The sequence below is a fragment of the Prevotella sp. E15-22 genome (assembly GCF_023204875.1).
Taxonomy (GTDB): Bacteria; Bacteroidota; Bacteroidia; order Bacteroidales; family Bacteroidaceae; genus Prevotella.
In genome coordinates this window covers 613,209-636,269 of sequence record NZ_CP096247.1, presented here as the reverse complement: position 1 = coordinate 636,269, position 23,061 = coordinate 613,209, and the positions used below count along the sequence as shown (strand labels likewise).

The following is a 23,061-nucleotide window of genomic DNA, read 5'->3' as shown; positions in this document are numbered from 1 at the left end:
CCTTATGCAAGCAATATACAAACAAGAACTGGCCAGCAAGGCCGGCGTCAGTGTGAAGACGCTGAAGAACTGGTGCCGCCCGTTCCGTCGGGAACTGGCCAACATGGGTGTGAAACCCACCGCCAAAAAACTTCCTCCACACGCCGTGCAGTGGCTCTCGGAAAAATTATGCATAGACCTGTGAGCAAACGGAAGGAAAGGGAAAACGCCGATTCAAAATGTTGTACCTTTGCATCGTCAGTTTAACCCCTAAACACTTTTAAATTATGATTTTCTACGAACTACGTCAAAACAAAAACATGGAGTCGAAGGCCTACTGCAAATGGTTCGCCTACCCCATCATCAAGGAAACCATCGACCTTGACAGTCTGGCCGCCCACATGGCCAGTCACAACACCCCCTACTCGAAGGGCGCCATCAAGGGCATGCTCACCGACATGGTGGGCTGCATCAAGGAACTGCTGCTCGAAGGCAAAAACGTGAAGATTGCCGACCTGGCCATCTTCAGCCTGGGCATCAAGAACAACGGTGGTGCCGACAAAACGGAAGACTTCCAGGTGTCGAAGCACATCAAGGGCGTGAAGCTGCGTGCCCGCGCCACCGGTGACCTCATCACCAAGAGTCTGAACCTGGAAGCCTCGCTGCGAAGAACAGGCGTGTAAGCGGTGAGGGGGCTAACCCCTAACCATCAACCATCAACCATTAACCCTTAACCATTCATCAAAAAAATCTATGCTTAAAATCAACTGGACCAACGTGGCCAAGGTCCTTAAATTCGTGGCCACAGTGATTACAACCGTGTTGGGCACCATAGCAGTACAGTCATGCGGAAGATTGATTTGATTGTTATTCACTGCAGCGCCACAAGGTGCAACCGCGACTTTCCCGTGACAGCGCTCATCCGCTGTCACGCGGATCGTTTCGGGTTCACCGGCTATCATTACTACATCACACGCGACGGCACCGTGTATCAGACGCGCCACGAGCAACTGGTAGGCGCCCATGCCAAGGGTTATAACAGCAGGTCGCTGGGTGTGTGCTACGAGGGCGGACTCAATGCCCAGGGAAAGCCCGAGGACACACGCACAAAGGCCCAGAAATGGGCCATGACCAACCTGCTGAAGTATCTGATAAAAAAGCATCCCGACGCCCAGATACTGGGACACCGTGATTTGCCAAATGTGCATAAGGACTGTCCGTGCTTTGATGTCAAAGCGGAATATGCGGGTATCACTATCTAGAACGAAAAAAAGGGGCCAAAAGCCCCTTTTTTTCGTTCTAGTTTGCATTTTTTCAGAACCCTGTTTTTCGGCAGTATTTCTTTACATCATTAGTCCAAAGAGATGGGCTTGTACTTAGGCACCAGACTCTTCATGATGAACCAGCCAATGAGGTAGGCCACAGCACACAGGCTGAACACCACCATATAGGCTGCAGGTTTGCCCTCGAAGCCAAAGAACGAGAACAACTCGCCCTTGCCGTCGGCCCATGTAAAGAACGCGCCAGAGCCCTTGTTGATAGCGAAAGATGCCAAGCCGCCAGCCATGGTGCCGATGCCAGTGATGGTGCCGATGGTTGACTTGGGGAACATATCGCCGATGGTAGAATACAGGTTGGCACTCCATGCCTGATGTCCTGCACCCAGGAAACCAATGAGGATGGCAGGCCACCAAGCACTATAGGCTCCCAGAGGCTGTGCCAGCAGGCCCAGCAAGGGGAAGCAGGCAAAGATGAACATGGCACGCATGCGACCCAGATAGGGGTTCATGCCACGCTTCTCGACAAAATACTTAGGCAGATAGCCACCACCGATGCTCACCACCGTCACAATGGCATAGAGGGTGAAGATAAGCAGGATGCCCATGGGCGAATCGCTGGTGTAATGATAGACATCGCTGAAATAGGCTGGTGCCCAGAACAGGAAGAACCACCACACGCCATCAGTCATGAACTTACCCACGATGAACGACCATGTCTGGCGGAAGGTGAAGCATTTCCAGAACGAGATAGTCTCCTCGTCGTCCTTCACATTCTTGCGGTCTTGCACCTCGGCAATGTCGCTGTCCTGCTCGATATAGTTCAACTCGGCCTGATTCACACGCTGGTTGCGCGCAGGCTTTTCGTAGAGCCATGCCCACAGGCCCATCCAGAAGAAGCCCAACACACCAATAATGATGAAGGCCATCTCCCATCCGCAAGCACGAGCCAACAGGGGGATGGTGGCAGGAGCAGCCAGGGCGCCCACAGAAGCACCACTATTAAATATAGAGGTGGCAAAGGCACGGTCCTTCTTGGGGAAGTACTCGGCCGTCACCTTGATGGCAGCAGGGAAGTTACCAGCCTCGCCCACAGCCAGGATCATACGACAGGCCAGGAACAGCCACACAGAGATGGTGGTGAGGGCCACGATGCTGCCACCAGCCAGTCCGATGGCACCCCATCCGCAGGCAGCATGCATACAAGCACCCACGCTCCACACGAAGATGGCAATGAGATAACCCTTCTTGGTGCCCATCCAGTCGATGAACTTACCAGCAAAGAGGTTGGCCACAGCATAGAATACAGAGAACAGGCCCGTGATGGTGCCGTAGTCATCGTCCGTCCAATGGAAGTCGGGGGCGATGAAGTCTTTCCATGTCAGGCTCAACACCTGACGGTCCATGTAGTTAATGGTAGTCGCAAGGAAGAGCAGTCCGCAGATGACCCAGCGGAAGTTGCTCATTTTGGTTGTTTTGATTGATGACATATTGTTTTAAAAGTTATTATTTGATGTCGATGACAGGAATATTGTCTTTGTCGTTATAGTATAGGTTTTCGCCAGCCATACCCCAGATAAAGGTGTAGTAGTAGGTGCCGGCAGCAGCGTGCATGCTCCATTCAGGCGACATGATGGCCTGCTCGTTGTGCAGCCACACCACGCGACTCTCCTCAGGCTGTCCCATGATGTGGGCAATGGTCTGCTCCTGAGGCAGGTTGAAATAGTAGTAGGCCTCAATGCGACGACCGTGGGTATGAGGTGGCATGGTGTTCCAGGCAGCACCAGGGTTCAACTGTGTGAGACCCAGCTGCAACTGGCAGGGACCTTCCTCCAGCACGTCGTTGACGATGAGCTTATAGACCGTACGGTTGTTGCACTCCTCCAGCGAACCGACAGGTCCCCAGACGGCAGCCTTCAGCGAGCCCTTACGACCATCGAGGGTGATCCACTGTGTCTTGTAGTGCTGATGGGCAGTGGCCGAGTTCAGGTAGAACTTAGCAGGCTTCTTGGCGTCCTTCGAACGGAAGAGCACCTCCTTGTTCACGTCCTTACCCTTGCCAATATGGCCGCGACCAATATACAGGGCCTCCTTGGGCGAGAGGGCATACTCCTTGCCATCGACGATGACCACGCCATCGCCCTCGCCACAGTTCACCACGCCCAGCTCGCGATTATAGAGGAAGTATTTCTCCTTGATGTTAGGATCAACGTCCAGACCCAGCTCCAGGAAGTTCTCCAGCTTCAGGGTCTTTGTCACAGGCATGGCGCCACCAAAGATAAAGCGGTCGTAGTGAGAGTAGGTCAGGTTAATCTTGTCGGCCTCCATCACCTTCTCCATCACAAAGCGCTCACGAAGGGTCTTTGTGTCGTAGTGCTTCACGTCCTCTGGATGGCATGCGGTTTGGAAATTCACTGTTTGCTGGGCTGTGGCGGAAACAAATGCCGCTGTCAGCAGTGCCATAGAAATAAATGCTTTCTTCATCATATATTCACAATTAATATTTACTGTCATTTTCTTGAAAAGAATTAGTAATAATAAGAAAGAATTAGGTTCAACAATAAGAAAAAAATTATTCTGTGATATAATCTCGATAATTATCTTGCATCAACAAAACAAAATCATCCTCATCAGGCAGATACAGATATCGCTCTGATCGCAAGAATCTCTCTCCGAAATTCAGCAAGATGCCACGATGGCATCCTGTGATGCGCATATAGTTGAACAACTGGGCACGATGCTCAGAGTTTATTTCTTCGACAGACTTCAACTCAATTATTATGCCATTATAATAGAAATCTGCGTAATACTTCTTTTCGAGTATCACTCCTTTATATTGGAGTCGCAGTTCTTTCTCACGTTCAGCAATCATGCCCCGCTTTTTCATCTCAACTGCAAGAGATTCCTGATATATAGGTTCTGCCATACCACGACCCAAGGTTGTGTGAACCTCCATCGCAGCGCCTACCACATCATATATATCTTTATACTCCTGCTTCGTCATGACTACTTTCTACCTATAGATTTCCAAAATAAAAATTCTTTTTTATTGTTGGAAGAAATTCTTTCCTATTCTTTCGTATTCTTTTCCAATATTACTTTTCACTTCGTTTTTTTCAACTACACATTTTACTTTGAATTCTTTTCCTCAGCCGTGATACGCAGGCGGTTCCACACCACCATGCCCACGGTGATGAGTGTGAGCACACCCATACCAATCCACTTGAGATACTTGACACACGCATAGATGACATAGCCAAAGAGCGACGAGGCGAAGTCCATGGCGCCAGCCTGGAAACCCTCAGGAATCTGGGCGGCCTTGTCCTGCGTTGCCTCATAGACGGTGTTAGCAGCCAGCGTGAAGGCAGGTGCCATGTCTGTGACGAAATAAAGACCGATGGTGATAGCCACCAAGCCGATAATAAAGGTCTTCACCACATTACCCTTGGTATAGGGCAACACCATCACGAAGACATAGAACATGCCAGCCAGCGATGCCAGGGGCAGGAACTGGTTGTCGGCCCTCGACAGGGCGATGGCCAGGACGAGGGTCACTGGGATGAGCAGCAGCGACACCACAAGCGTGGTGGGATGGCCGATGACCAGGGCTGGCGACATGCCAATGTACACCTTCTTGCCCTTGAACTTACGCTTCACCACCTCCTGCGTCTTCTCAGAGATGGGTTTCAGACCCTCGATAAAGAGTGAGGTGATACGTGGGATGAGTTCCATGACGGCTCCCATGGTGACACCTAGGAACAGAATCTTCTTAATGTCGAGTTGGGCAGCCCAGCCAATCAGGGCACCCACGATGACACCCAACACCAGCGGCTCGCCTAGCACGCCAAACTTCTTCTTCAGTCCCTCGGCATCGATATCGAGTTTTGAGAAACCAGGAATACGGTCCAGCAGCCAGTTGATGGCGATGGCAAACGGTGTGAAACTCTGACAGAAAGGCTGAGGGATAGAGATGCCCTCTACGTTGTCGTAGTACTTCTGGAAACGCTCGGCTGTGAGGTCGGCCATGACCAGGGTTACGATATAACAAGAGATGGCAGCGAAGTAGCCCCACAGCAGACTCTGGTCCATCACGAAGTAGGCCACAGCACCAATGAAGGCGAAGTGCCAGTAGTTCCACAGGTCGATGTTGACCGTACGCGTGCACTTGGTGACCAGCAACAGGAAGTTGATGCCCAGACAAATGGGGATGATGAGCGCGCCCACAGCTGTGTTATAGGCCACAGCAGCGGCAGCAGGCCAGCCCATGTCGAATACGGCGAGGTTCAGATTAAAGATCTTTGAGATGGCGTCGAGTGGCGTATTGAAATTGGTGGTTAGCAGAGCTGTGACAATGCCCAAGCCAACGAAACCAACGCCCACATAGAGGCCACTCTTAAGCGCCTTGCCAAACTTCATGCCAATGCACAGGCCGATGATAGTGAAGAGGATCGGCATCATGACCGATGCTCCCAACTGGATGATGTAAGTGAATACTTGCTCCATTTCTTGATATAGTTTTAGTGATTAATCTTGGTAGTAAACGCGCTTCACGCGATTGCTGACACTGGTGAGCACCTCGTAGGGAATGGTCTCCAGCACATCGCTGAGCACAGTGACAGGCAGGTTCTTGCCAAAGATCTCCACGCTGTCGCCCTCCTGACAAGGGATGTCTGTAACATCGATCAGCGCCACATCCATACAGATATTGCCCACATACTCAGCTTTCTGTCCGTTCACCAGGCAATAGCAATGACGGTTGCCCAACTTACGGTTCAGTCCATCGGCATAGCCAATAGGGATGGCGGCAATCACACTGTCGCGTTCCAGTTTGCCCTTGCGACTGTAGCCTACGGTCTCTTCCTTAGGCACATGGCGTAGTTGCAGGATGGTGGTCTTCAGCGTTGACACCGTTGAGAGGATGCCGTTGGTACGAGGATCCACGCCATAGAGTCCAATGCCCAGTCGACACATGTCCATCTGGCGCTCAGGGAAGTGCTCAATGCCTGCCGAGTTGTCCATATGGCGCAGGATTTTATGCGAGAAGGCAGCCTGAATCTTCTTACTACCCTCGTTGAACAACTCAAACTGATGGGCCGAGAAGTTATCGAAGTCGTCACTGTCGGAACCCACGAAATGCGAGAACACAGAACGAGGAATGATGGCAGTCTGATGCTTCAGACGGTCGATGAGCTGGTCGATATCGTGACGAGGGTCAAAGCCCAGGCGATGCATGCCAGTATCGAGCTTCAGGTGGACAGGCCAGCCAGTGATACCCTCCTTACGGGCAGCCTGAATCAGGGCGTCCATCAGTCGGAAGCTATAAACCTCAGGCTCGAGGTCGTAGTCGAAGAGCGTCTTGAACGACGACATCTCAGGGTTCATCACAATGATGTTCTGGGTGATGCCAGCCTTGCGCAGGGTCACGCCCTCATCGGCCACAGCCACAGCCAGGTAGTCCACGCGATGATCCTGCAGGGTCTTGGCAATCTCGACAGCACCAGCGCCATAGGCGTCGGCCTTAATCATACACACAATCTTGGTCTCTGGCTTCATAAACGAGCGATAGTGGTTCAGGTTCTCGACCACAGCGTTGAGGTCGACCTCGAGGATGGTCTCGTGCACTTTCTGCTCCAGCAGTTCACTGATGTGCTCGAAGCCAAACGGGCGTGCACCCTTGAGGAGTACAATCTCGTCGTGCATATTGCGGAACACGCTGCTCTGCAGAAATTCATCCACATTGGCAAAGAACCATTTTTGGCCCACAGTGAACTGAGCAGCCTGCGCCATAATCTCTGGTCCAATGCCCACAAAGCGGTCGATACCACGCTTACGAAGCAGGTCGGACACCTCACGATAGAGTTCAGAGGGCGTTTCGCCACTCTGATAGATATCACTCAGAATCAAAGTTTTGCACTTTCCCTCCTGATCAGGACGACGGTTCATGAAGTCGAGCGCTATGTCGAGTGAGTTGACATCACTGTTATACGAGTCGTTGATGAGTGTGAGTCCACGCTGACCATCCTTCACCTCCAGACGCATGGCAATGGGTTCCAACTTGGCCATACGCTCAGCAAGATCCTCTGGCGACATGCCCAGATAGAGGGCCACAATGGCACAGGTGATGGAGTTCTCGATTGAAGCCTCGTCGATGAAGGGAATCTCATAACTGCCCTCAACACCTTTATATATATAACTCACCTTACGACCTTCGGTCTTCACATACATGGGGGCTTTCTCGCTATAGCGCGACCAGCCGATGCGTTCGCCCTGATACTGCGAACGGCGCACACAGCGACTCACGGTATCGTCGTCGGAAGGATAGATGATGACCTCCGTATCGCGAAATAGCTGCAACTTCTCCATGCACTTCTCGTCCATGTTTCGGAAGTTCTCCTGATGGGCACTGCCCAGCGAGGTTAGCACACCAATGGTGGGCTGGATGATGTCGTGAAGGGCCAACATCTCGCCAGGCTCGCTGATACCAGCCTCGAAGAGAGCCACCTGGGTCTGCTCGTTGAGCAGCCATACTGACAGGGGCACACCAATCTGAGAATTATAGCTCTTGGGCGAACGGGTGACCTTCATGGTGGGCATCAGAATCTGATGAAGCCATTCCTTGACCCAGGTCTTACCGTTAGAACCTGTGATGCCCACGACAGGAATATCGAACTCATCGCGATGACGCTCGGCCAGGCGCTGAAGGGCAGCCAACGGCGAGGGCACCTTCAGGAAGTTGGCATCAGGATAAGCTGTCTGATAATCGGCAGGTTCCTGTTCGACAACGAACGAGCGAACACCACGGCGATACAGTTCGTCAATGAATTTATGTCCGTCGTTGCGCTTGCTGCGCAAGGCAAAAAACAAAGTCTGCTCGGGGAAACAGAGCGAGCGGCTGTCAGTGAGCAGCCAACCCACGGTTGTCTCGTGCTCACCATAACGGCGTGCGCCAATTAGCGTAGCCACTTTCTCAATTGTATATGTCATCATATATAGATTTTAACTTTCAATTTGCAAAGGTACAAAATAATTCGTAATTCGTAAATCATTATTCATAATAATTTCGCGCCTGCGAATTTCCATGCTATTTACACTCGGAAAAATCCAAATAAATTTGGTTTTTCGCTCGCTTATTAGTACCTTTGCAGCCAAATTTCAAACTTATAGAAAATCAGGTAATATGATTCTTTTCTTCAAGACCCCCCAACAGAGCGTGATTGCCACTCAGGTGGACCATCAGCTCACACAAGCAGAAGTACAAGAACTTTGTTGGCTCTACGGCAATGCAGAGCTCGTTGACGCCCAGACGATGGACGGATTCTTTGTGGGTCCGCGTCGTGAAATGGTGACCCCTTGGTCGACGAATGCCGTTGAGATAACTCAGAACATGGGACTCAGCGGCATTTCTCGTATAGAGGAGTATTTCCCCGCTGCCAGTAAGGATGCTGAGCACGACGAGATGTTGCAGCGCATGTACGAAGGACTGAATCAGGATATCTTCACGATTAACATTAAGCCAGAGCCCATCAAGTATGTGGACAACCTGGAGGAATATAACGAGAAAGAGGGTCTGGCTCTCTCGCCCGAGGAGATTCAGTATCTGCACGGACTGGAGAAGCAGAACGGCCGTCCTCTGACAGACTCAGAGATCTTTGGTTTTGCCCAGATCAACTCTGAGCACTGCCGCCATAAAATCTTTGGTGGTACATTCATCATTGACGGCAAGGAGATGGAGTCGAGCCTCTTTGCGATGATTAAGAAGACAACGCAGGAGAATCCTAACAAGATTCTCTCGGCCTATAAGGATAATGTGGCTTTTGCACAGGGTCCTGTGGTAGAGCAGTTCGCTCCAAAGGACCAGAGCACCAGCGACTACTTCCAGATCAAGGATATCGAGAGCGTAATCTCGCTGAAGGCTGAGACGCACAACTTCCCCACAACCGTTGAGCCTTTCAATGGTGCTGCTACTGGTACTGGTGGTGAGATTCGCGACCGTATGGGTGGTGGCGTTGGTTCATGGCCTATCGCTGGTACGGCCGTTTACATGACGGCTTATCCCAGATTGGACGAATCCGGAGAATCTGGATTATCTGGAATTTCCAGAGACTGGGAGAACATTCTGCCCGTTCGCCAGTGGCTGTATCAGACACCTGAGCAGATTCTGATTAAGGCTTCGAACGGTGCTTCTGACTTCGGAAACAAGTTCGGTCAGCCACTGATCTGCGGTTCTGTGCTGACATTCGAGCATCAGGAGCCCAACGACACCAAGTATGCTTACGACAAGGTGATTATGCTGGCAGGTGGTGTAGGATATGGCACCAAGCGCGACTGTCTGAAAAAGGAGCCTCAGCCAGGCAACAAGGTGGTGGTTGTTGGTGGTGATAACTACCGCATCGGACTGGGTGGTGGTTCTGTATCATCTGTTGATACAGGTCGCTACAGCAATGGTATCGAGCTGAACGCCGTACAGCGTGCTAACCCTGAGATGCAGAAGCGTGCTTACAACTTGGTGCGTGCCCTCTGCGAGGAGGACGTGAACCCCGTTGTTTCTATTCACGACCATGGTTCTGCTGGTCACTTGAACTGTTTGTCAGAGCTCGTTGAGGAGTGTGGTGGTGAGATTGATATGACCAAACTGCCTATCGGCGACAAGACGCTTTCAAGCAAGGAGATCATCGCTAACGAGAGTCAGGAGCGCATGGGCCTGCTCATCGACGAGAAGCACATCGAGCATGTTCGTAAGATTGCTGAACGTGAGCGTGCTCCGCTGTATGTGGTTGGTGAGACTACCGGCGACGCCCACTTCTCGTTCAAGCAGGGTGATGGTGTGAAGCCTTTCGATCTGGACGTTGCCCAGATGTTTGGTCACTCACCCAAGACTATTATGAAGGACAATACTGTAGAACGCCACTATGCTGACGTAACCTACAGTCAGGATAAGATTAACGAGTACCTCGACCGCGTGCTCCAGTTGGAGGCTGTGGCTTGTAAGGACTGGTTGACTAACAAGGTCGACCGTTCGGTTACAGGTAAGATTGCACGTCAGCAGTGTCAGGGTGAGATCCAGTTGCCTCTGAGCGACTGTGGTGTTGTTGCTCTCGACTATCGTGGCCAGAAGGGTATTGCAACTGCTTTGGGACATGCACCTCAGGCTGGTCTGGCTGATCCTGCTGCCGGTTCTGTACTCTCTGTAGCTGAGGCACTGACCAACATTGTTTGGGCTCCATTGGCCGAGGGTATGGATTCGCTGAGTCTCTCTGCCAACTGGATGTGGCCTTGCCGCTCTCAGGAGGGTGAGGATGCCCGTCTGTATGCTGGTGTGAAGGCCCTGAGTGATTTCTGCTGCGACCTGCACATCAACGTGCCTACAGGTAAGGACTCACTGTCACTCTCTCAGCAGTATCCCAACGGCGAGAAGATTATCTCTCCAGGAACAGTGATTGTATCAGCTGGTGGTGAGGTTTCTGACATCAAGAAGGTGGTTTCACCTGTACTGGTTAACGATAAGAATGCATCTCTCTATCATATCGACTTCAGCTTCGACGAGCAGCGCCTTGGTGGTTCTGCCTTCGCCCAGAGCCTGGGTAAGGTGGGCGACGATGTGCCTACAGTGAAGAACGCTGAGTACTTTGCCGATGCCTTCATGGCCGTTCAGGAGATGATCAATCGTGGATGGATCATGGCTGGTCACGATATCTCGGCCGGTGGTTTGATTACCACGCTGCTCGAGATGTGCTTCGCCAACCAGAAGGGCGGCATGCACATCAACCTGCACGACATCTGCAAGGAGGGCGACGTGGTGAAGGCTCTGTTCGCTGAGAACCCTGGCGTGGTTATCGAGGTGAGCGACGAGCACAAGGAGGAGTTCAAGGAGTTCATGGAGGATGCTGGTGTTGGCTATGCCAAGATTGGCTATCCCGTGGAGGACAGTCGCACCATCGTGGTGAAGGCTGGTGATGAGGAGAAGACCTTCGACATTGATGCTCTCCGTGATACATGGTATAAGACTTCTTATCTGCTCGACCGCAAGCAGAGCTTCAACGGTAAGGCTGCCGAGCGTTTCGCTAACTATAAGAAGCAGCCCATCGAGATGCAGTTCAATAAGGACTTCACTGGTAAGTTGGCTCAGTATGGCATCTCAGCCGATCGCCGCAAGGCATCTGGCGTGAAGGCTGCCATCATCCGTGAGAAGGGTACCAACGGTGAGCGTGAGATGGCTTACTGTCTGTATCTGGCTGGTTTCGACGTGAAGGACGTGATGATGACCGACCTGATTTCTGGTCGTGAGACACTCGAGGATATCAACATGATTGTGTTCTGTGGCGGTTTCTCTAACTCCGACGTACTTGGTTCGGCTAAGGGTTGGGCTGGTGCCTTCCTCTTCAACCCCAAGGCTAAGGAGGCTCTGGATAAGTTCTATGCTCGCGAGGACACCCTGTCACTGGGTATCTGTAACGGTTGCCAGCTGATGGTGGAACTGGGTCTGACTGGGGCTAAGGGTGCTAAGATGTTGCACAACGACTCTCATAAGTTCGAGAGCGAGTTCATCAGCCTGAGCATTCCTCAGAACAACTCTGTGATGTTCGGCTCACTGAGCGGCAACAAGCTTGGCCTGTGGGTGGCTCACGGCGAGGGTAAGTTCTCACTGCCCGAGGCTGAGAGCGCTTACAACGTGATTGCCAAGTATAACTACGCTGGCTATCCCGCTAATCCTAACGGTTCTGACTATAACGTGGCAGGTATCTGCTCACAGGATGGCCGTCATCTCTGTATGATGCCTCACTTGGAGCGTGCCGTATTCCCCTGGCAGAACGCATGGTATCCCGCTGACCGTCGCAACGACGAGGTGACACCATGGATTGAGGCGTTCGTCAACGCACGTAAGTGGGTAGAGGAAAGAATCTAGGAAATTCTGGGTTAGCCTAGAATGTCCTAGGATATCCTAGGTTATCCTATAATATGAAAATAATGAATATCTATTGGGATTCATTTAAGACATTCTTTAAGATTGGCATATTCACCCTTGGTGGTGGATATGCCATGATACCTTTGATAGAGGAAGAGGTGGTGAACAAGAAGCAATGGGTGGGGAAGGATGAGTTTCTCGACCTCATCGCCATTGCACAGAGTTGCCCTGGCGTGTTTGCCATCAACATCAGTATCTTCATCGGCTATAAGCTGCGAAAGATTCGTGGTGCATTGGCCACAGCCTTTGGAACTGCCCTACCCTCGTTCCTCATCATCCTGATGATTGCCATGTTCTTCCACCGCTTCGAGGATAATCCTGTGGTGGCAGCGATGTTCCGTGGCATTCGTCCAGCTGTAGTGGCTCTCATTGCCGTACCTACATTCAATCTGGGCAAGAGTGCCAAGATATCATGGTCAAACTGCTGGATTCCGGCTGTCAGCGCACTGGCCATCTGGCTGATGGGGGTATCACCTATCTATATCATTATCCTTGCCGGACTGGGCGGATGGGTTTATGGTAAGTATATCCAGCCAACGGAATAGCGGTTAGGGATTAGAAGTTAGTGGTTAGATATTTTAAAAAGACATCATGGAGATAGCATTATTATATTTGAAACTATTTGTGACATTCTTCGAAATCGGGTTATTTGGATTCGGTGGCGGCTATGGTATGCTGTCGCTGATACAGACCAAAGTGGTGCCCGACTGGATGAGCACTTCGCAGTTTACAGATATCGTTGCTATCAGTCAGATGACGCCTGGTCCCATTGGTATCAACTCGGCCACCTATTGCGGCTACATGGCATGCCATAACGCTGGTATGAGCACGGGCATGTCTGTGTTGGGCTCATGCATCGCCACCTTTGCCTTGGTGCTACCATCGTTGATTCTGATGATAATCATCGCCAAACTCTTTATTAAGTATATGAACACTCCAACGGTGCAGTCGGTTTTTGGCGGTTTGCGCCCTGCCGTTGTGGGACTCCTGGCTGCAGCCACGCTGCTGCTCTGTAATAAAGAGAACTTCTCGACGCCCAACGACGACATGTGGCAGTTCTGTATCAGCATAGCTTTGTTTATTGCCACCTTTGTGGGTACAAAAATTTACCAGGTGAACCCCATCAAGATGATTGTGATGAGCGCGTTTGCAGGATTGCTTTTGCTGTACTGATTATCATTTTTCTTTCTAATTTTACTGAAAAAATAGTGGCGGGAGGTTAAAATACTCTAATTCCGGCACCGGTTTGGTGTATCATAACGCCAATATCTGTATATTTGCAGCCGAATTCAATTCATTTACTAACGAAAAAAGAACATCATGAGAAAGAACGTTATTTTAGTTGCAGCTGCGGCTGCCATACTGCTGAGCGGATGCGCCAGCAAAAAGGAACTGACCAGTTGTCGCGATGAGAACAAATCGCTGACCGCCAACCTTCAGTCTACCAGAGAGGATTTGGCAGGCAAAAATGCCCGCATCACATCACTGGAGGAACAGTTGCGCGGCATGCAGCAGGCTTTGAAGACCTCTGAGCAGAAATACGCCAAGTTGCAGGAGTCGCTGGACAAGAGTCTGAGTAACGCCTCACAGAACAACATTTCTATCGAGAAGCTGGTTGACCAGATTAACGAGTCAAACCAGTATATCCGTCACCTGGTGGAGGTGAAGTCAAAGAGCGACTCACTGAACATGGTACTCTCGAACAACCTGACCCGTTCTCTGTCTAAGGAAGAACTGAAAGAGGTCGATGTACAGGTACTGAAGGGCGTTGTTTACATCTCGCTGGCCGACAACATGCTGTATAAGAGCGGTTCTTACGAGATTAACGACCGTGCCGCCGAGACACTGTCGAAGATTGCTAAGATTATCACCGACTATAAGGACTACGACGTACTGATTGAGGGCAACACTGATAATGTGCCCATTTCTAAGCCCAACATCCGCAACAACTGGGACCTCTCTTGCTTGCGTGCATCAAGTGTTGTTCAGGCCCTGCAGAACAAGTATGGTGTTGATCCTAAGCGTCTCACTGCCGGTGGTCGTGGCGAGTACAATCCTTTGCAGAGCAACAATACCGAACTGGGCAAACAGCGCAACCGTCGCACCCAGATTATCATCACGCCTAAACTCGACGAGTTTATGGAGTTGATTGGTGAGGCACCTGAGACAAAGTAAGCAACATCACATAAATAAAACAGCGGCGCACCCAGACAGGATGCGCCGCTGTTTTATTTATCGGTGTTTCGATTATCTTATTTCCAGTCGTTCAAGGTCTTACACACTTCCAGGAGATGGTCTCGATGATTCGTGACGCGCTCGTCGAAGAGTGCCTTGCATTCGTTAATGACAGCCTCTGGGAACGAGTCGCTGAGAGCCAGCCAACTGAAGTTCCTGACACACGACACTGCCTTGATCTGCTCCTTACGCAAGGCAACCACATCGGCGGGCAGTCCCTCGAAATAATAATCGATGGTACGATTCCATAGTTCCATGCCCAGTTCTCGTGGAATTCCTACGATTTGATTATAATCGCCCACCAAAGACACCATAGATGAATAAGCATGTGCCAGGTCGAGCACAGGATGGCCATAGCCCACCTCGCCCATATCAATCAGCATCAGCTCATCATTCTGTATCATCACATTCTTGGCTTGAAGGTCAAGATGCAGCAGACTATGACCAGCGGGAACAGTATCGAGAATTTGCAGCAAGAGATCAATCTTCTCCTGAGGGAAATAGCGACGGATATGCTGCACCTGACTACGTTCGTGTTCCAGGCCATTAGGCACACAACTGTCGGCAGGCACCTGAATATGGTGCATCTGCAGGAAGAGGTCGGCATATTTGCGTGCCAACTCATCCAATCGCTCAGGGTTCTGCTTCAGACAGGCACTCAGGGTCTGAGCGTGCAGCAGTTCGTACACCAGTCCATATTGACTACCCACCTTCACCACATCAAACGAGATGGCCGTTGGCATACCCATGACAAAGGATTCTTTCGACATGGCAATCTCTTTGCTCACCTCGTCCATGGTGGACCCTTCACGAAAGACCTTAATAATGGTGTCATCATCGAGTCGGAAGACGGTTCCAACGCCGCCTACGCCGATGACCTCGCACCCGTCAACACTCAGTTGGCGCAGGGCTCGCTCAACACTCATTATCTTGGTGAAGCCTGTCATGTTAAGCACGTCGTAGATCTCAGGATTGACTTCAACAATTCTGAATTGCTTAAAGCGCTTTGCCAGCGTCAGCAGGATGCGAAGACCAGAACTTGAGATATACTCCAACTGACCTGCATCTATGGTGAGACGCTGGATGGTGCCCGCCGTAGCCAACAACTGCTCAATGTCGCTGCTCACCTTCATTGAGACGGCTGTATCCAGTCGTCCGCAGAGTGTCAGCGTAGCTTCTCCTTCGTTGTTATGGAACTGAATCGTCATATTTCTATAATTAGAAAAACTGCCATCACAAGGAAGTCCGGTTCCTCAATTTATTTGCTTTTCAGCGGTTCCGGTCCGTTCAAAGTGGGAATAACGGGAATGATGCGTCCCTGCTTGTCGAACGTCATTTTATCGATGCAGACCTCACGGTGAATGCCCGGCTCGTGATGTACGAAGTTCTTGTTGATGCGGTGATAAACGATGTACCATTCGTCCTTGCCAGGAATCTGAAGCACAGAGTTATGAGCGGTGCCATAGATTTGGTCCTCAGGCTCCTGCTTGATGACAAGGTAGTTCTGCTCGTCGATAGTGATAGGGCCGAGGGGCGATTTAGCCGTTCCGTAGCATACGTGATAGTTGGGCGAGCCAGTATCATCAACACTCCACATGAAATAATAAGTGCCCTTACGATAGAACACATAAGCGCCCTCGCGGAAAGCCCAGGTCTGAAGATTGCCACCCTTAGGTGTCATATGAGTGATGGTCTCTTTCTTCACAGAGATCATATCGTCGTTGAGCTCGGCACCAGCCATAAAGCCGTTACCCCAATAGAGATAGTACTTACCACTCTTGGGATCTTTGAAGACATCCACATCGATGGCCTGTCCACCACGAGCCTCCTTAGGACGGTCGTTATCTGTGATGATGGGTGAACCAGAGTCAACAAAGGGACCTGTAGGGCTATCGCTTACAGCTACGCCAATCTCTTTGCGGTTGCTCTTAGGATTATGAGCAGAGAAATAGAAGTAGTACTTTCCTTTTTTCTCGATAATACAAGGAGCCCAAGCGTTACCTGTAGCCCACTTCACCTGATCGCCTTTCACGTCGAGCATCTTACCTTCGTCCTTCCAATCAACGAGGTTCTCGGATGAAAAGACACTGAAATCGTGACCACCCCATCCAGGTGTACCGTCAGTGGTGCTATAGATATAGTATTTCTTGGTCTTACTAGAATAGAGCACCTCAGGGTCGGCATGGAAGCCAGAGAGGATGGGCTGCTTGTGATTAGGAAAAGCCTTCAGCAGGCGCTCCTTCTCGGCACGGGTGATGGGGATAATCGTTCCATGACGAGGTGTGAACTTGCCACGCATCTCTGTGTTCTGCACGAACTTGAAGGTATTCAAGTCCTCTGACTTACAGAACTGATAGTGACCATTACCATAGCAATCGTACATAATAATCCACGATTTGCCATCGATAGCCTTGCAAACGCCAACGCCCTCAACGGCCTCCTTGGTCTGCTCCACGTTGCCACCAATCATCTGCCACTTATCGGTCAGTTCCTTAGCCACTGCCTGATAGATACCCCTACCCGACTCTTGCTTATAAAACAGGTGATACATCTGGTCGGCATCGTTATAGACGATGTCTCCGTCGATGGTAGCGTTACCTGCATCAAACAGCCATTTTGGTTCGCCTTCCAGATCGGTAAAGTCTTTGTTGGCATACTGATAGTAAATCTTATCGTAAGAGCCTGGATCGCTGGTGCGAAGTGAATAGAACACCATGTACTTACCTGCCTTACGGTCGTAAATGGTCTCTGGTGCCCACACACGGATAACGTTCTTCCATGTCTTGGTGTAACGTGTGGGGAAATTGATGGCCGAGTGCTGCCAGTTCACCAGGTCGGTACTCTTCAGCAATACCATACCACGGTTACTGCTCCAGCCATTGGCCGAACGCATATCGGTGACCACCATATAGAAGGTCTTACCATCCTCGCCACGCAGGATATGCGGATCGCGCACACACTGGGTAAAGGCGATGGTATCACTCTCGACAACGGGCATACCATCGTTAATCGGTGTGTAGTTATAGCCGTCTTCACTCAGGGCATAGCAGATTTGCTCGTCCTTGGGGTCGTTACTATTAAAGTAAGTGAAAAGATAGGCCACCTTCTCGTTAGGGTCCAAAGGCTGCTGCACAACGGGCTTCTTTTTGGCACCTAAGACAGTGGTTGCTGATGCCATCACAAGAATGACCGTCAGTAGGGTTTTTGTAGTATTCATATTTGTTCTTTTTGATTAGTTAGTTTTATTGTGCACAAAGGTACGAAAAAAACGTCACACAGCCAAGGTTTCCAAATTATTATTTGGAGATTTTTCAGAAAATGCTTATTTTTGCACACATCAAAAAAATATGATCCCATGAAGAGATGTTTCTCACTCTTGGCAGCACTGACGATAGCAGCGCTGACCGCTTTGGCCCAGAACATGCAGAAGGGCGACTATGGCTACCTTTATTGTCACATGAGCGACCATGGCGAATATACGGCCTATGCACTGAGTCGCGACGGTTATCACTATGAGGACATTATTGGCGGACGTGCCGTTATCGACCCCAAAGAGCATGCACGCATCGAGGGCGGACAGCGAGATGCTTTCGTCTGTCGGTCGTGGGACGGCAAGGGGTTTGTAATGGTGACCACCGACATGTGCGTGGCAAAGAGTCATAAGTGGGACAACTACGGCATCGACCTGATGACAAGTAAGGACCTGATTAACTGGGAGAGTAAGACCTTTGACTATCGTCAGGGAACAAATATCTTCTGCAACCCCGAGGGTGAGAGCGTATACAAGAACTGGAGTACCATCAACCGTGTGTGGGCGCCTCAGATCTTCTGGGATCCCAACTACGTATGGGAGAATGGCGATAAAGGTGGTTATATGATTTACTACTCGATGTGGAACAGCGCAGAAGAGGCATACGATCGCATGTACTACTCGTATGCCGACAAGTCGTTCACACGCCTAACACAGCCTAAGCTTCTTTTCGACTGGGGATATGCCACCATCGATGCCGACATCAACCTCCTGGACGACGGTCTCTATCACATGCTTATCAAGAAGGAAGGCGGCAAACCTGGCATCTATACCGCCACGTCGAAGAGTCTGGTCAGTGGCTGGAGCGAGCCCGTAGAAGACGACTACGTAAGCTTCGAGGGGAAAAAGAAATGCGAGGGCTCAAGTGCCTTCCAACTCATTGGCGACAAAACCTGGCGCGTGGCATATATCCAATACAGCGACCGTCCCAAGCACTATCGCATTTGTAAAGCTGATGAGAACCTACGCAACTTTCACGACCCTGTGGATATTGAGGGCGTGACAGCTCCGCAGCACGGCTCGTTTATGCGACTGACCAAGAAAGAATACAAGCGACTACAGGCGTGGTCGAAAAGGCAGGAAGCCCTGGCGGATAAGCGTCTGGATGAGCGTCTCTGACATGGCCTCGTTGTCTTTGCGAGTATAGCGTATATCTGTAAAAACCTGAGCAAGAGTCTCTTTGTGATTCTCCTTCACAAAGTGACAGTTCTCTGGTAACGACTCCTTTTCATGATAATACTCATCGATATCAACGCCTAGATAGTCGTTGTAGGTCTCTTGATGCACAAAACTCTTCAAAGGCAGACGATCTGAGAGCTCTGGCGTCTCGGCAGGCCATCCCACGGTAAGCGTGGCCACTGGCATCACGAGCTTTGGCAAGCGAAGAATATCAATGATCTGCTGGGGCTGATAGACGGTGGTTCCCAAATAGCAATAACCCAAGCCTTCCTCATCCATCAGATTACACAGGGTCTGGGTATAGAGCAGAGCATCGGTGGCTGCATTGATGAACGACAGAAAGTTGTCGTAACCTGGCTCAGCCTGACGACAACGTGCCCACGTGGAGGTGCGGTTGAAGTCGGCACAAATGGTGAGCACCACTGGGGCCTGAGTAACCATCGGCTGATTAAAGTGGACAGGAGCCAACCTTTCTTTCATCTCCTGAGAACGGGTCACCACAACACTATAGAGTTGCAGATTTCCCATGGTCTGAGTACGTGCAGCCTGTTCCATCAGGTTGTTAAGCAACTGTTCGTCGACATCGCGGTCGGCATACTGTCGAATGGTACGACGGGTCATTAAATTCTTCATATCGCTTGATTCGTGTTTATTGGGGCAAAGATACTAATTTATTATGAATTATGCGTTGCCCGCTCGAATTTTATTCGCTTTGAATGCAAAGATTTATGAATTATTTAGTATCTTTGCAAGCAGATTATATATAAACAAGTTATGGACACGCAAAAAACAACGGCTAATGAGACTGTGATAGAACAGTTACTGGTGGCCTATGGCGGCAAAGAGCGACTGATGGACGAAATCCTGAAGAAGGAAAAGAAAAATAAAAAACCCATCAGCAAGGAGCAATTGGAACGATTGGCCACATACCTGCAGGAGATAGCACCTGTTAACCCGCTGAACCTGGGTCCACAGGTTACCGAAGTACGCCCACAGGCCCTAGAGTGCGATGTGGTGCGCTTCCAGAACAACAAAGAGAAATGGGTGGCACTGGTGGGATTGCTGGATGGCTATCCCTACGAGATCTTCACAGGTTTACAGGACGATGACGAAGGCATCGTATTGCCAAAGTCGGTAACTAAGGGAAAGATTATCAAGCAGACAAATAGCGACGGCACCAAGCGATACGACTTTCAATTCGAGAACACACGCGGCTATAAGATTACAGTGGAAGGACTGTCTGAGAAATTCAGTCCAGAATACTGGAACTATGCCAAACTGATCAGCGGTGTGCTGCGCTATCGCATGCCTTTGAACCACGTCATCAAGTTGGTAGGTTCGTTGCAACTGCAGTCTGAGAGCATCAATACTTGGAAGAACGGTGTGGAAAAGGCTTTGAAGAAATACTTGCCCAGCAACAACGATACGGAAGAATAAACTTATCAGATGAAACTGGAGAAAAGCACAATAGAAATAAATGATGTACGTCTGTACGCCTTCCATGGTGTTCTGGAACAAGAACGGCAAGTGGGAGGAGAATACAGCGTATCTATTTGCGCAGACTACAACATAGAACAGGCCACACTGAGCGACAACGTGAACGACACACTGAACTATGCCCTACTACTGGACATCATTAAACGCGAGATGGCCATTCCCTCAAATCTCCTGGAGCACGTGGCCGGACGCATAGGCAAGGAAGTATTCAAGGACTTCCCTGAAGCGGAACGCGTGATGGTTCGCATCACCAAGGTGAACCCACCTTTAGGGGTTCGCTGCGCAGGAGCCAGCGTGAGCGCTACCTTTAATAAATAATAAAACTCTTGCGCAAAAAGAGGTTTTTTCAAGAAAATAACGTACTTTTGCAGACTGTAATAGAATATATGACAAAAAAGATTGTCTCTTTCCTAATAATCGCGCTTTTGAGCATTGTGGCCTATGGCGCCACGCCCAAGAAATTCACGCTGGTCATTGACGCCGGACACGGCGGCAAGGATGCCGGTGCACCAGGAAAATACTCGTATGAAAAGAACATCAACCTGAAAGTGGCACTGGCCTTCGGACGCTACGTGGAGCGCAACTGCCCAGACGTAAGGGTCATATACACACGTAAGACCGACGTCTTCATCCCCTTGAAAGAACGTGCTGCCATTGCCAACAGGAACAAAGCGGATGTGTTTATCAGCATACACACCAACTCGGTGGCCAGCAAAAAGCCCATCAGCGGACTGGAGACCTATACCATGGGCATGCGACGCAGCGACGAGAAGATGAGTGCGGCTATGAGAGAGAATGAGGTGGTGCTGCTGGAGAAAGACTACCAACAGCATTATGAGGGATTCGACCCACGCTCACCCGAAAGCTACATCATCTTCGAGATGATTAATGACAAGAACATGCTGCAAAGTGTGGAACTGGCCAAGGGCATTCAGAAGAACGTGTGCCGCACAGCCAACCGACCCAACAAAGGTGTGAAACAGGATGCTTTTCTGGTGCTCAGAGAGACATCAATGCCTGCCTGCCTCATTGAGTTGGGATATATCACTACAGCATCAGAGGAAGCCTACCTGAACAACCCCAGCAACCAAGAGGCTATGGGATTAGGCATCTACCAGGCCTTCATTGAATATAAGGCTGCCAAGACAGGACAGAAGGCACCTCTGCCTACTGTTATCAAACCAGAGCCAGCTCCCGCGATAGAAGAGGAGCCAGCACCTGCAAAAGAGGAAAAGTCTGCACCTGTGATACAACAGACTGTGAAAACCACACAAGAAATACCTGTTCAAGATACTGTAAAGACAGAGCCCACGCTACAGGTACAACCTGCAGAAAGCAAGTTGGTGCCACAGACTCAACCAAAACAGGTTCCCGCACAGCAACCTCAACAGCAAGGCCCCGTGTTCAAGGTGCAATTCATGGCACTCACCCAGAAGCTCAAGACAGGCGACAGTCGACTGAAAGGCCTCAAAGATGTGGACTGCTATCAGGACGGCAACACATGGAAATATACCGTTGGCTCAACAAGCAATTATAACGAGATTCGCCAGTTGCGGCAGGAGGTGGCCAAACAATTCCCTCAGGCTTTCATCGTGGCCTTTAAGGACGGAGAGCGTATTGACACGCAGGCAGCCATCCAAGAACTAAAGAAGAAAAAATAGTGATTGAAATATAAAACAGATAAGCATATGAAATACTTTACGAAAGAGGTAAAAATAGCCTTGGTGGCCGTTGCCGGCATCATCATTCTGTTTTTCGGCATGCAGTTTCTGAAAGGACTGACCATTTTCTCGACCGACGACAGTTACTACGCACGTTTCAACGACGTAAGCGGCCTGTCAGCATCGAGTCCCGTATATGCCAACGGTTACCGCGTTGGCGTTGTACAACGAATAGAATATGACTACTCGCGACCAGACAACATCGTTGCTGTCATCGGATTGGACAACCAGTTGTCACTTCCCAAAGGCACACGCGCCGAGATCTCGAGCGACCTGCTGGGAAACGTTAAGTTGGAACTGAAATTTGGACCTAATCCCATTGACCTGATGGCCAAAGGCGACACCATAGAAGGTGGTACCGCCAGCGGACTGATGGGACGCGCAGCACAAATGATTCCACAGATTGAGGTCATGCTGCCCAAACTGGATTCGATATTGGCTTCGCTGAATGCATTGATGCAGGATCCTGCCATTAAGAACTCACTGCACAACGTAGACGATATCACAGCAAACCTGAGTACCACTTCGAAGGAACTGAATGCCCTGTCGGCACAGTTAAACCATCAGATGCCCAGCATGCTGGCCAAGACCAACGGCATACTGACCAATGTTGAGGGTACTACCCAGAAACTGAACGACATCGACCTGGTGGCTACCATGCAGAAGGTGGATCGCGCCATGGCAAACGTGGAACAGACGACAGCTAAATTGAACAGCAATGAGGGCACATTAGGACTGCTGATGCGCGACCCAGAGCTATACAACAACATGAATGCAACGATGCAAAGTGCCGACTCGCTGCTGATGGATATGAAACAACATCCAAAGCGCTATGTACACTTCTCTGTTTTCGGAAGAAAAGATAAGTAATTTTAATTTTATCTAAATAAGAAATGGGTC

19 protein-coding genes and 1 pseudogene are annotated in these 23,061 nt (G+C 50.2%); 12 read left to right on the top strand and 8 right to left on the bottom strand.

Going from position 1 to position 23,061, the window contains the following annotated elements:
• Positions 1–4: 4 nt before the first annotated feature.
• The 3 genes from M1D30_RS02365 (at position 5) to M1D30_RS02350 (ending at position 1,241) form a co-directional block, all read left to right on the top strand.
• Positions 5–184 carry a hypothetical protein gene (locus M1D30_RS02365; protein WP_248505862.1) on the top strand — a complete coding sequence of 60 codons (180 nt, stop codon included), beginning with the start codon at positions 5–7 and terminating at the stop codon, positions 182–184.
• Between the two features lie 82 nt (positions 185–266).
• Positions 267–662: a DNA-binding protein gene (locus M1D30_RS02360; RefSeq protein WP_248505860.1), complete on the top strand. Its 396-nt coding sequence runs from the start codon at positions 267–269 to the stop codon at positions 660–662.
• 162 nt (positions 663–824) lie between these two features.
• Positions 825–1,241, top strand: coding sequence for an N-acetylmuramoyl-L-alanine amidase (locus M1D30_RS02350; protein ID WP_248505856.1), 417 nt, complete (start codon positions 825–827; stop codon positions 1,239–1,241).
• An 89-nt stretch (positions 1,242–1,330) separates the two neighbouring features.
• Here M1D30_RS02350 and M1D30_RS02345 read toward each other — a convergent pair whose 3' ends face one another.
• The 5 genes from M1D30_RS02345 to M1D30_RS02325 form a co-directional block, all read right to left on the bottom strand.
• Complete coding sequence (locus M1D30_RS02345) at positions 1,331–2,746, bottom strand: MFS transporter (RefSeq protein WP_248505854.1); 1,416 nt, start codon at positions 2,744–2,746, stop codon at positions 1,331–1,333.
• Between the two features lie 16 nt (positions 2,747–2,762).
• On the bottom strand, positions 2,763–3,740 hold the full coding sequence (gene kduI / locus M1D30_RS02340) for a 5-dehydro-4-deoxy-D-glucuronate isomerase (RefSeq protein ID WP_248507722.1): 978 nt from the start codon (positions 3,738–3,740) through the stop codon (positions 2,763–2,765).
• 88 nt (positions 3,741–3,828) lie between these two features.
• On the bottom strand, positions 3,829–4,260 hold the full coding sequence (locus M1D30_RS02335) for a GxxExxY protein (RefSeq protein ID WP_248505852.1): 432 nt from the start codon (positions 4,258–4,260) through the stop codon (positions 3,829–3,831).
• A 125-nt stretch (positions 4,261–4,385) separates the two neighbouring features.
• Positions 4,386–5,759 carry a PTS galactitol transporter subunit IIC gene (locus tag M1D30_RS02330; protein WP_248505849.1) on the bottom strand — a complete coding sequence of 458 codons (1,374 nt, stop codon included), beginning with the start codon at positions 5,757–5,759 and terminating at the stop codon, positions 4,386–4,388.
• 21 nt (positions 5,760–5,780) lie between these two features.
• The gene (locus tag M1D30_RS02325) at positions 5,781–8,240 is read right to left on the bottom strand and encodes a bifunctional UDP-N-acetylmuramoyl-tripeptide:D-alanyl-D-alanine ligase/alanine racemase (RefSeq protein WP_248507720.1); all 2,460 of its coding nucleotides are present in this window, start codon (positions 8,238–8,240) and stop codon (positions 5,781–5,783) included.
• 193 nt (positions 8,241–8,433) lie between these two features.
• On the opposite strand from M1D30_RS02325, the gene purL reads away from it, so the two are divergent.
• From purL to M1D30_RS02305, 4 genes are all read left to right on the top strand, one after another.
• Positions 8,434–12,159: a phosphoribosylformylglycinamidine synthase gene (purL, locus tag M1D30_RS02320; protein WP_248505847.1), complete on the top strand. Its 3,726-nt coding sequence runs from the start codon at positions 8,434–8,436 to the stop codon at positions 12,157–12,159.
• Positions 12,160–12,221: 62 nt separating this feature from the next.
• Entirely contained in the window at positions 12,222–12,764 is a 543-nt protein-coding gene (locus tag M1D30_RS02315) for a chromate transporter (protein ID WP_248507718.1), read from the top strand.
• Positions 12,765–12,810: 46 nt separating this feature from the next.
• Positions 12,811–13,392, top strand: a complete 582-nt coding sequence (locus M1D30_RS02310; RefSeq protein ID WP_248505845.1) for a chromate transporter — start codon at positions 12,811–12,813, stop codon at positions 13,390–13,392.
• Positions 13,393–13,539: 147 nt separating this feature from the next.
• Complete coding sequence (locus tag M1D30_RS02305) at positions 13,540–14,394, top strand: OmpA family protein (protein ID WP_248505843.1); 855 nt, start codon at positions 13,540–13,542, stop codon at positions 14,392–14,394.
• Between the two features lie 77 nt (positions 14,395–14,471).
• Here the strand turns inward: M1D30_RS02305 and M1D30_RS02300 are convergent, their stop codons facing one another.
• Together M1D30_RS02300 and M1D30_RS02295 are read right to left on the bottom strand one after the other, a co-directional pair.
• Positions 14,472–15,662 (bottom strand): phosphotransferase, encoded by a 1,191-nt coding sequence (locus M1D30_RS02300; RefSeq protein ID WP_248505841.1) that lies wholly within the window; start codon positions 15,660–15,662, stop codon positions 14,472–14,474.
• A 50-nt stretch (positions 15,663–15,712) separates the two neighbouring features.
• The gene (locus M1D30_RS02295; protein WP_371874183.1) at positions 15,713–17,632 is read right to left on the bottom strand and encodes a family 43 glycosylhydrolase; all 1,920 of its coding nucleotides are present in this window, start codon (positions 17,630–17,632) and stop codon (positions 15,713–15,715) included.
• Between the two features lie 177 nt (positions 17,633–17,809).
• Here M1D30_RS02295 and M1D30_RS02290 point away from each other — a divergent pair, with 177 nt between their 5' ends.
• Positions 17,810–18,883, top strand: a complete 1,074-nt coding sequence (locus tag M1D30_RS02290; protein ID WP_248505837.1) for a glycoside hydrolase family 43 protein — start codon at positions 17,810–17,812, stop codon at positions 18,881–18,883.
• Here the strand turns inward: M1D30_RS02290 and M1D30_RS02285 are convergent.
• The gene (locus M1D30_RS02285; protein ID WP_248505835.1) at positions 18,821–19,576 is read right to left on the bottom strand and encodes a nitroreductase family protein; all 756 of its coding nucleotides are present in this window, start codon (positions 19,574–19,576) and stop codon (positions 18,821–18,823) included. The genes M1D30_RS02290 and M1D30_RS02285 overlap by 63 nt on opposite strands.
• 333 nt (positions 19,577–19,909) lie before the next feature.
• On the opposite strand from M1D30_RS02285, the pseudogene M1D30_RS02280 reads away from it, so the two are divergent.
• The 4 genes and pseudogenes from M1D30_RS02280 to M1D30_RS02265 form a co-directional block, all read left to right on the top strand.
• Positions 19,910–20,353 (top strand): annotated as a pseudogene (locus tag M1D30_RS02280) (ribonucleoside-diphosphate reductase, adenosylcobalamin-dependent); the annotation flags it as partial.
• A 36-nt stretch (positions 20,354–20,389) separates the two neighbouring features.
• Positions 20,390–20,758: a dihydroneopterin aldolase gene (gene folB, locus M1D30_RS02275; RefSeq protein ID WP_248505833.1), complete on the top strand. Its 369-nt coding sequence runs from the start codon at positions 20,390–20,392 to the stop codon at positions 20,756–20,758.
• A 68-nt stretch (positions 20,759–20,826) separates the two neighbouring features.
• Positions 20,827–22,101 carry an N-acetylmuramoyl-L-alanine amidase gene (locus tag M1D30_RS02270; RefSeq protein WP_248505831.1) on the top strand — a complete coding sequence of 425 codons (1,275 nt, stop codon included), beginning with the start codon at positions 20,827–20,829 and terminating at the stop codon, positions 22,099–22,101.
• Positions 22,102–22,128: 27 nt separating this feature from the next.
• On the top strand, positions 22,129–23,031 hold the full coding sequence (locus M1D30_RS02265) for an MlaD family protein (protein ID WP_248505829.1): 903 nt from the start codon (positions 22,129–22,131) through the stop codon (positions 23,029–23,031).
• Positions 23,032–23,061 lie beyond the last annotated feature (30 nt).

Coding starts and splice junctions, on each gene's coding strand:
- M1D30_RS02305 (WP_248505843.1), top strand. CDS start 13,540: ATGAGAAAGAACGTTATTTTAGTTGCAGCTGCGGCTGCCATACTGCTG.
- folB (WP_248505833.1), top strand. CDS start 20,390: ATGAAACTGGAGAAAAGCACAATAGAAATAAATGATGTACGTCTGTAC.
- M1D30_RS02330 (WP_248505849.1), bottom strand. CDS start 5,759: ATGGAGCAAGTATTCACTTACATCATCCAGTTGGGAGCATCGGTCATG.
- M1D30_RS02310 (WP_248505845.1), top strand. CDS start 12,811: ATGGAGATAGCATTATTATATTTGAAACTATTTGTGACATTCTTCGAA.
- purL (WP_248505847.1), top strand. CDS start 8,434: ATGATTCTTTTCTTCAAGACCCCCCAACAGAGCGTGATTGCCACTCAG.
- M1D30_RS02290 (WP_248505837.1), top strand. CDS start 17,810: ATGAAGAGATGTTTCTCACTCTTGGCAGCACTGACGATAGCAGCGCTG.
- M1D30_RS02365 (WP_248505862.1), top strand. CDS start 5: ATGCAAGCAATATACAAACAAGAACTGGCCAGCAAGGCCGGCGTCAGT.
- M1D30_RS02360 (WP_248505860.1), top strand. CDS start 267: ATGATTTTCTACGAACTACGTCAAAACAAAAACATGGAGTCGAAGGCC.
- M1D30_RS02265 (WP_248505829.1), top strand. CDS start 22,129: ATGAAATACTTTACGAAAGAGGTAAAAATAGCCTTGGTGGCCGTTGCC.
- M1D30_RS02345 (WP_248505854.1), bottom strand. CDS start 2,746: ATGTCATCAATCAAAACAACCAAAATGAGCAACTTCCGCTGGGTCATC.
- M1D30_RS02315 (WP_248507718.1), top strand. CDS start 12,222: ATGAATATCTATTGGGATTCATTTAAGACATTCTTTAAGATTGGCATA.
- M1D30_RS02295 (WP_371874183.1), bottom strand. CDS start 17,632: ATGGCATCAGCAACCACTGTCTTAGGTGCCAAAAAGAAGCCCGTTGTG.
- M1D30_RS02335 (WP_248505852.1), bottom strand. CDS start 4,260: ATGACGAAGCAGGAGTATAAAGATATATATGATGTGGTAGGCGCTGCG.
- M1D30_RS02325 (WP_248507720.1), bottom strand. CDS start 8,240: ATGACATATACAATTGAGAAAGTGGCTACGCTAATTGGCGCACGCCGT.
- M1D30_RS02300 (WP_248505841.1), bottom strand. CDS start 15,662: ATGACGATTCAGTTCCATAACAACGAAGGAGAAGCTACGCTGACACTC.
- M1D30_RS02285 (WP_248505835.1), bottom strand. CDS start 19,576: ATGAAGAATTTAATGACCCGTCGTACCATTCGACAGTATGCCGACCGC.
- M1D30_RS02270 (WP_248505831.1), top strand. CDS start 20,827: ATGACAAAAAAGATTGTCTCTTTCCTAATAATCGCGCTTTTGAGCATT.
- M1D30_RS02350 (WP_248505856.1), top strand. CDS start 825: ATGCGGAAGATTGATTTGATTGTTATTCACTGCAGCGCCACAAGGTGC.
- kduI (WP_248507722.1), bottom strand. CDS start 3,740: ATGAAGAAAGCATTTATTTCTATGGCACTGCTGACAGCGGCATTTGTT.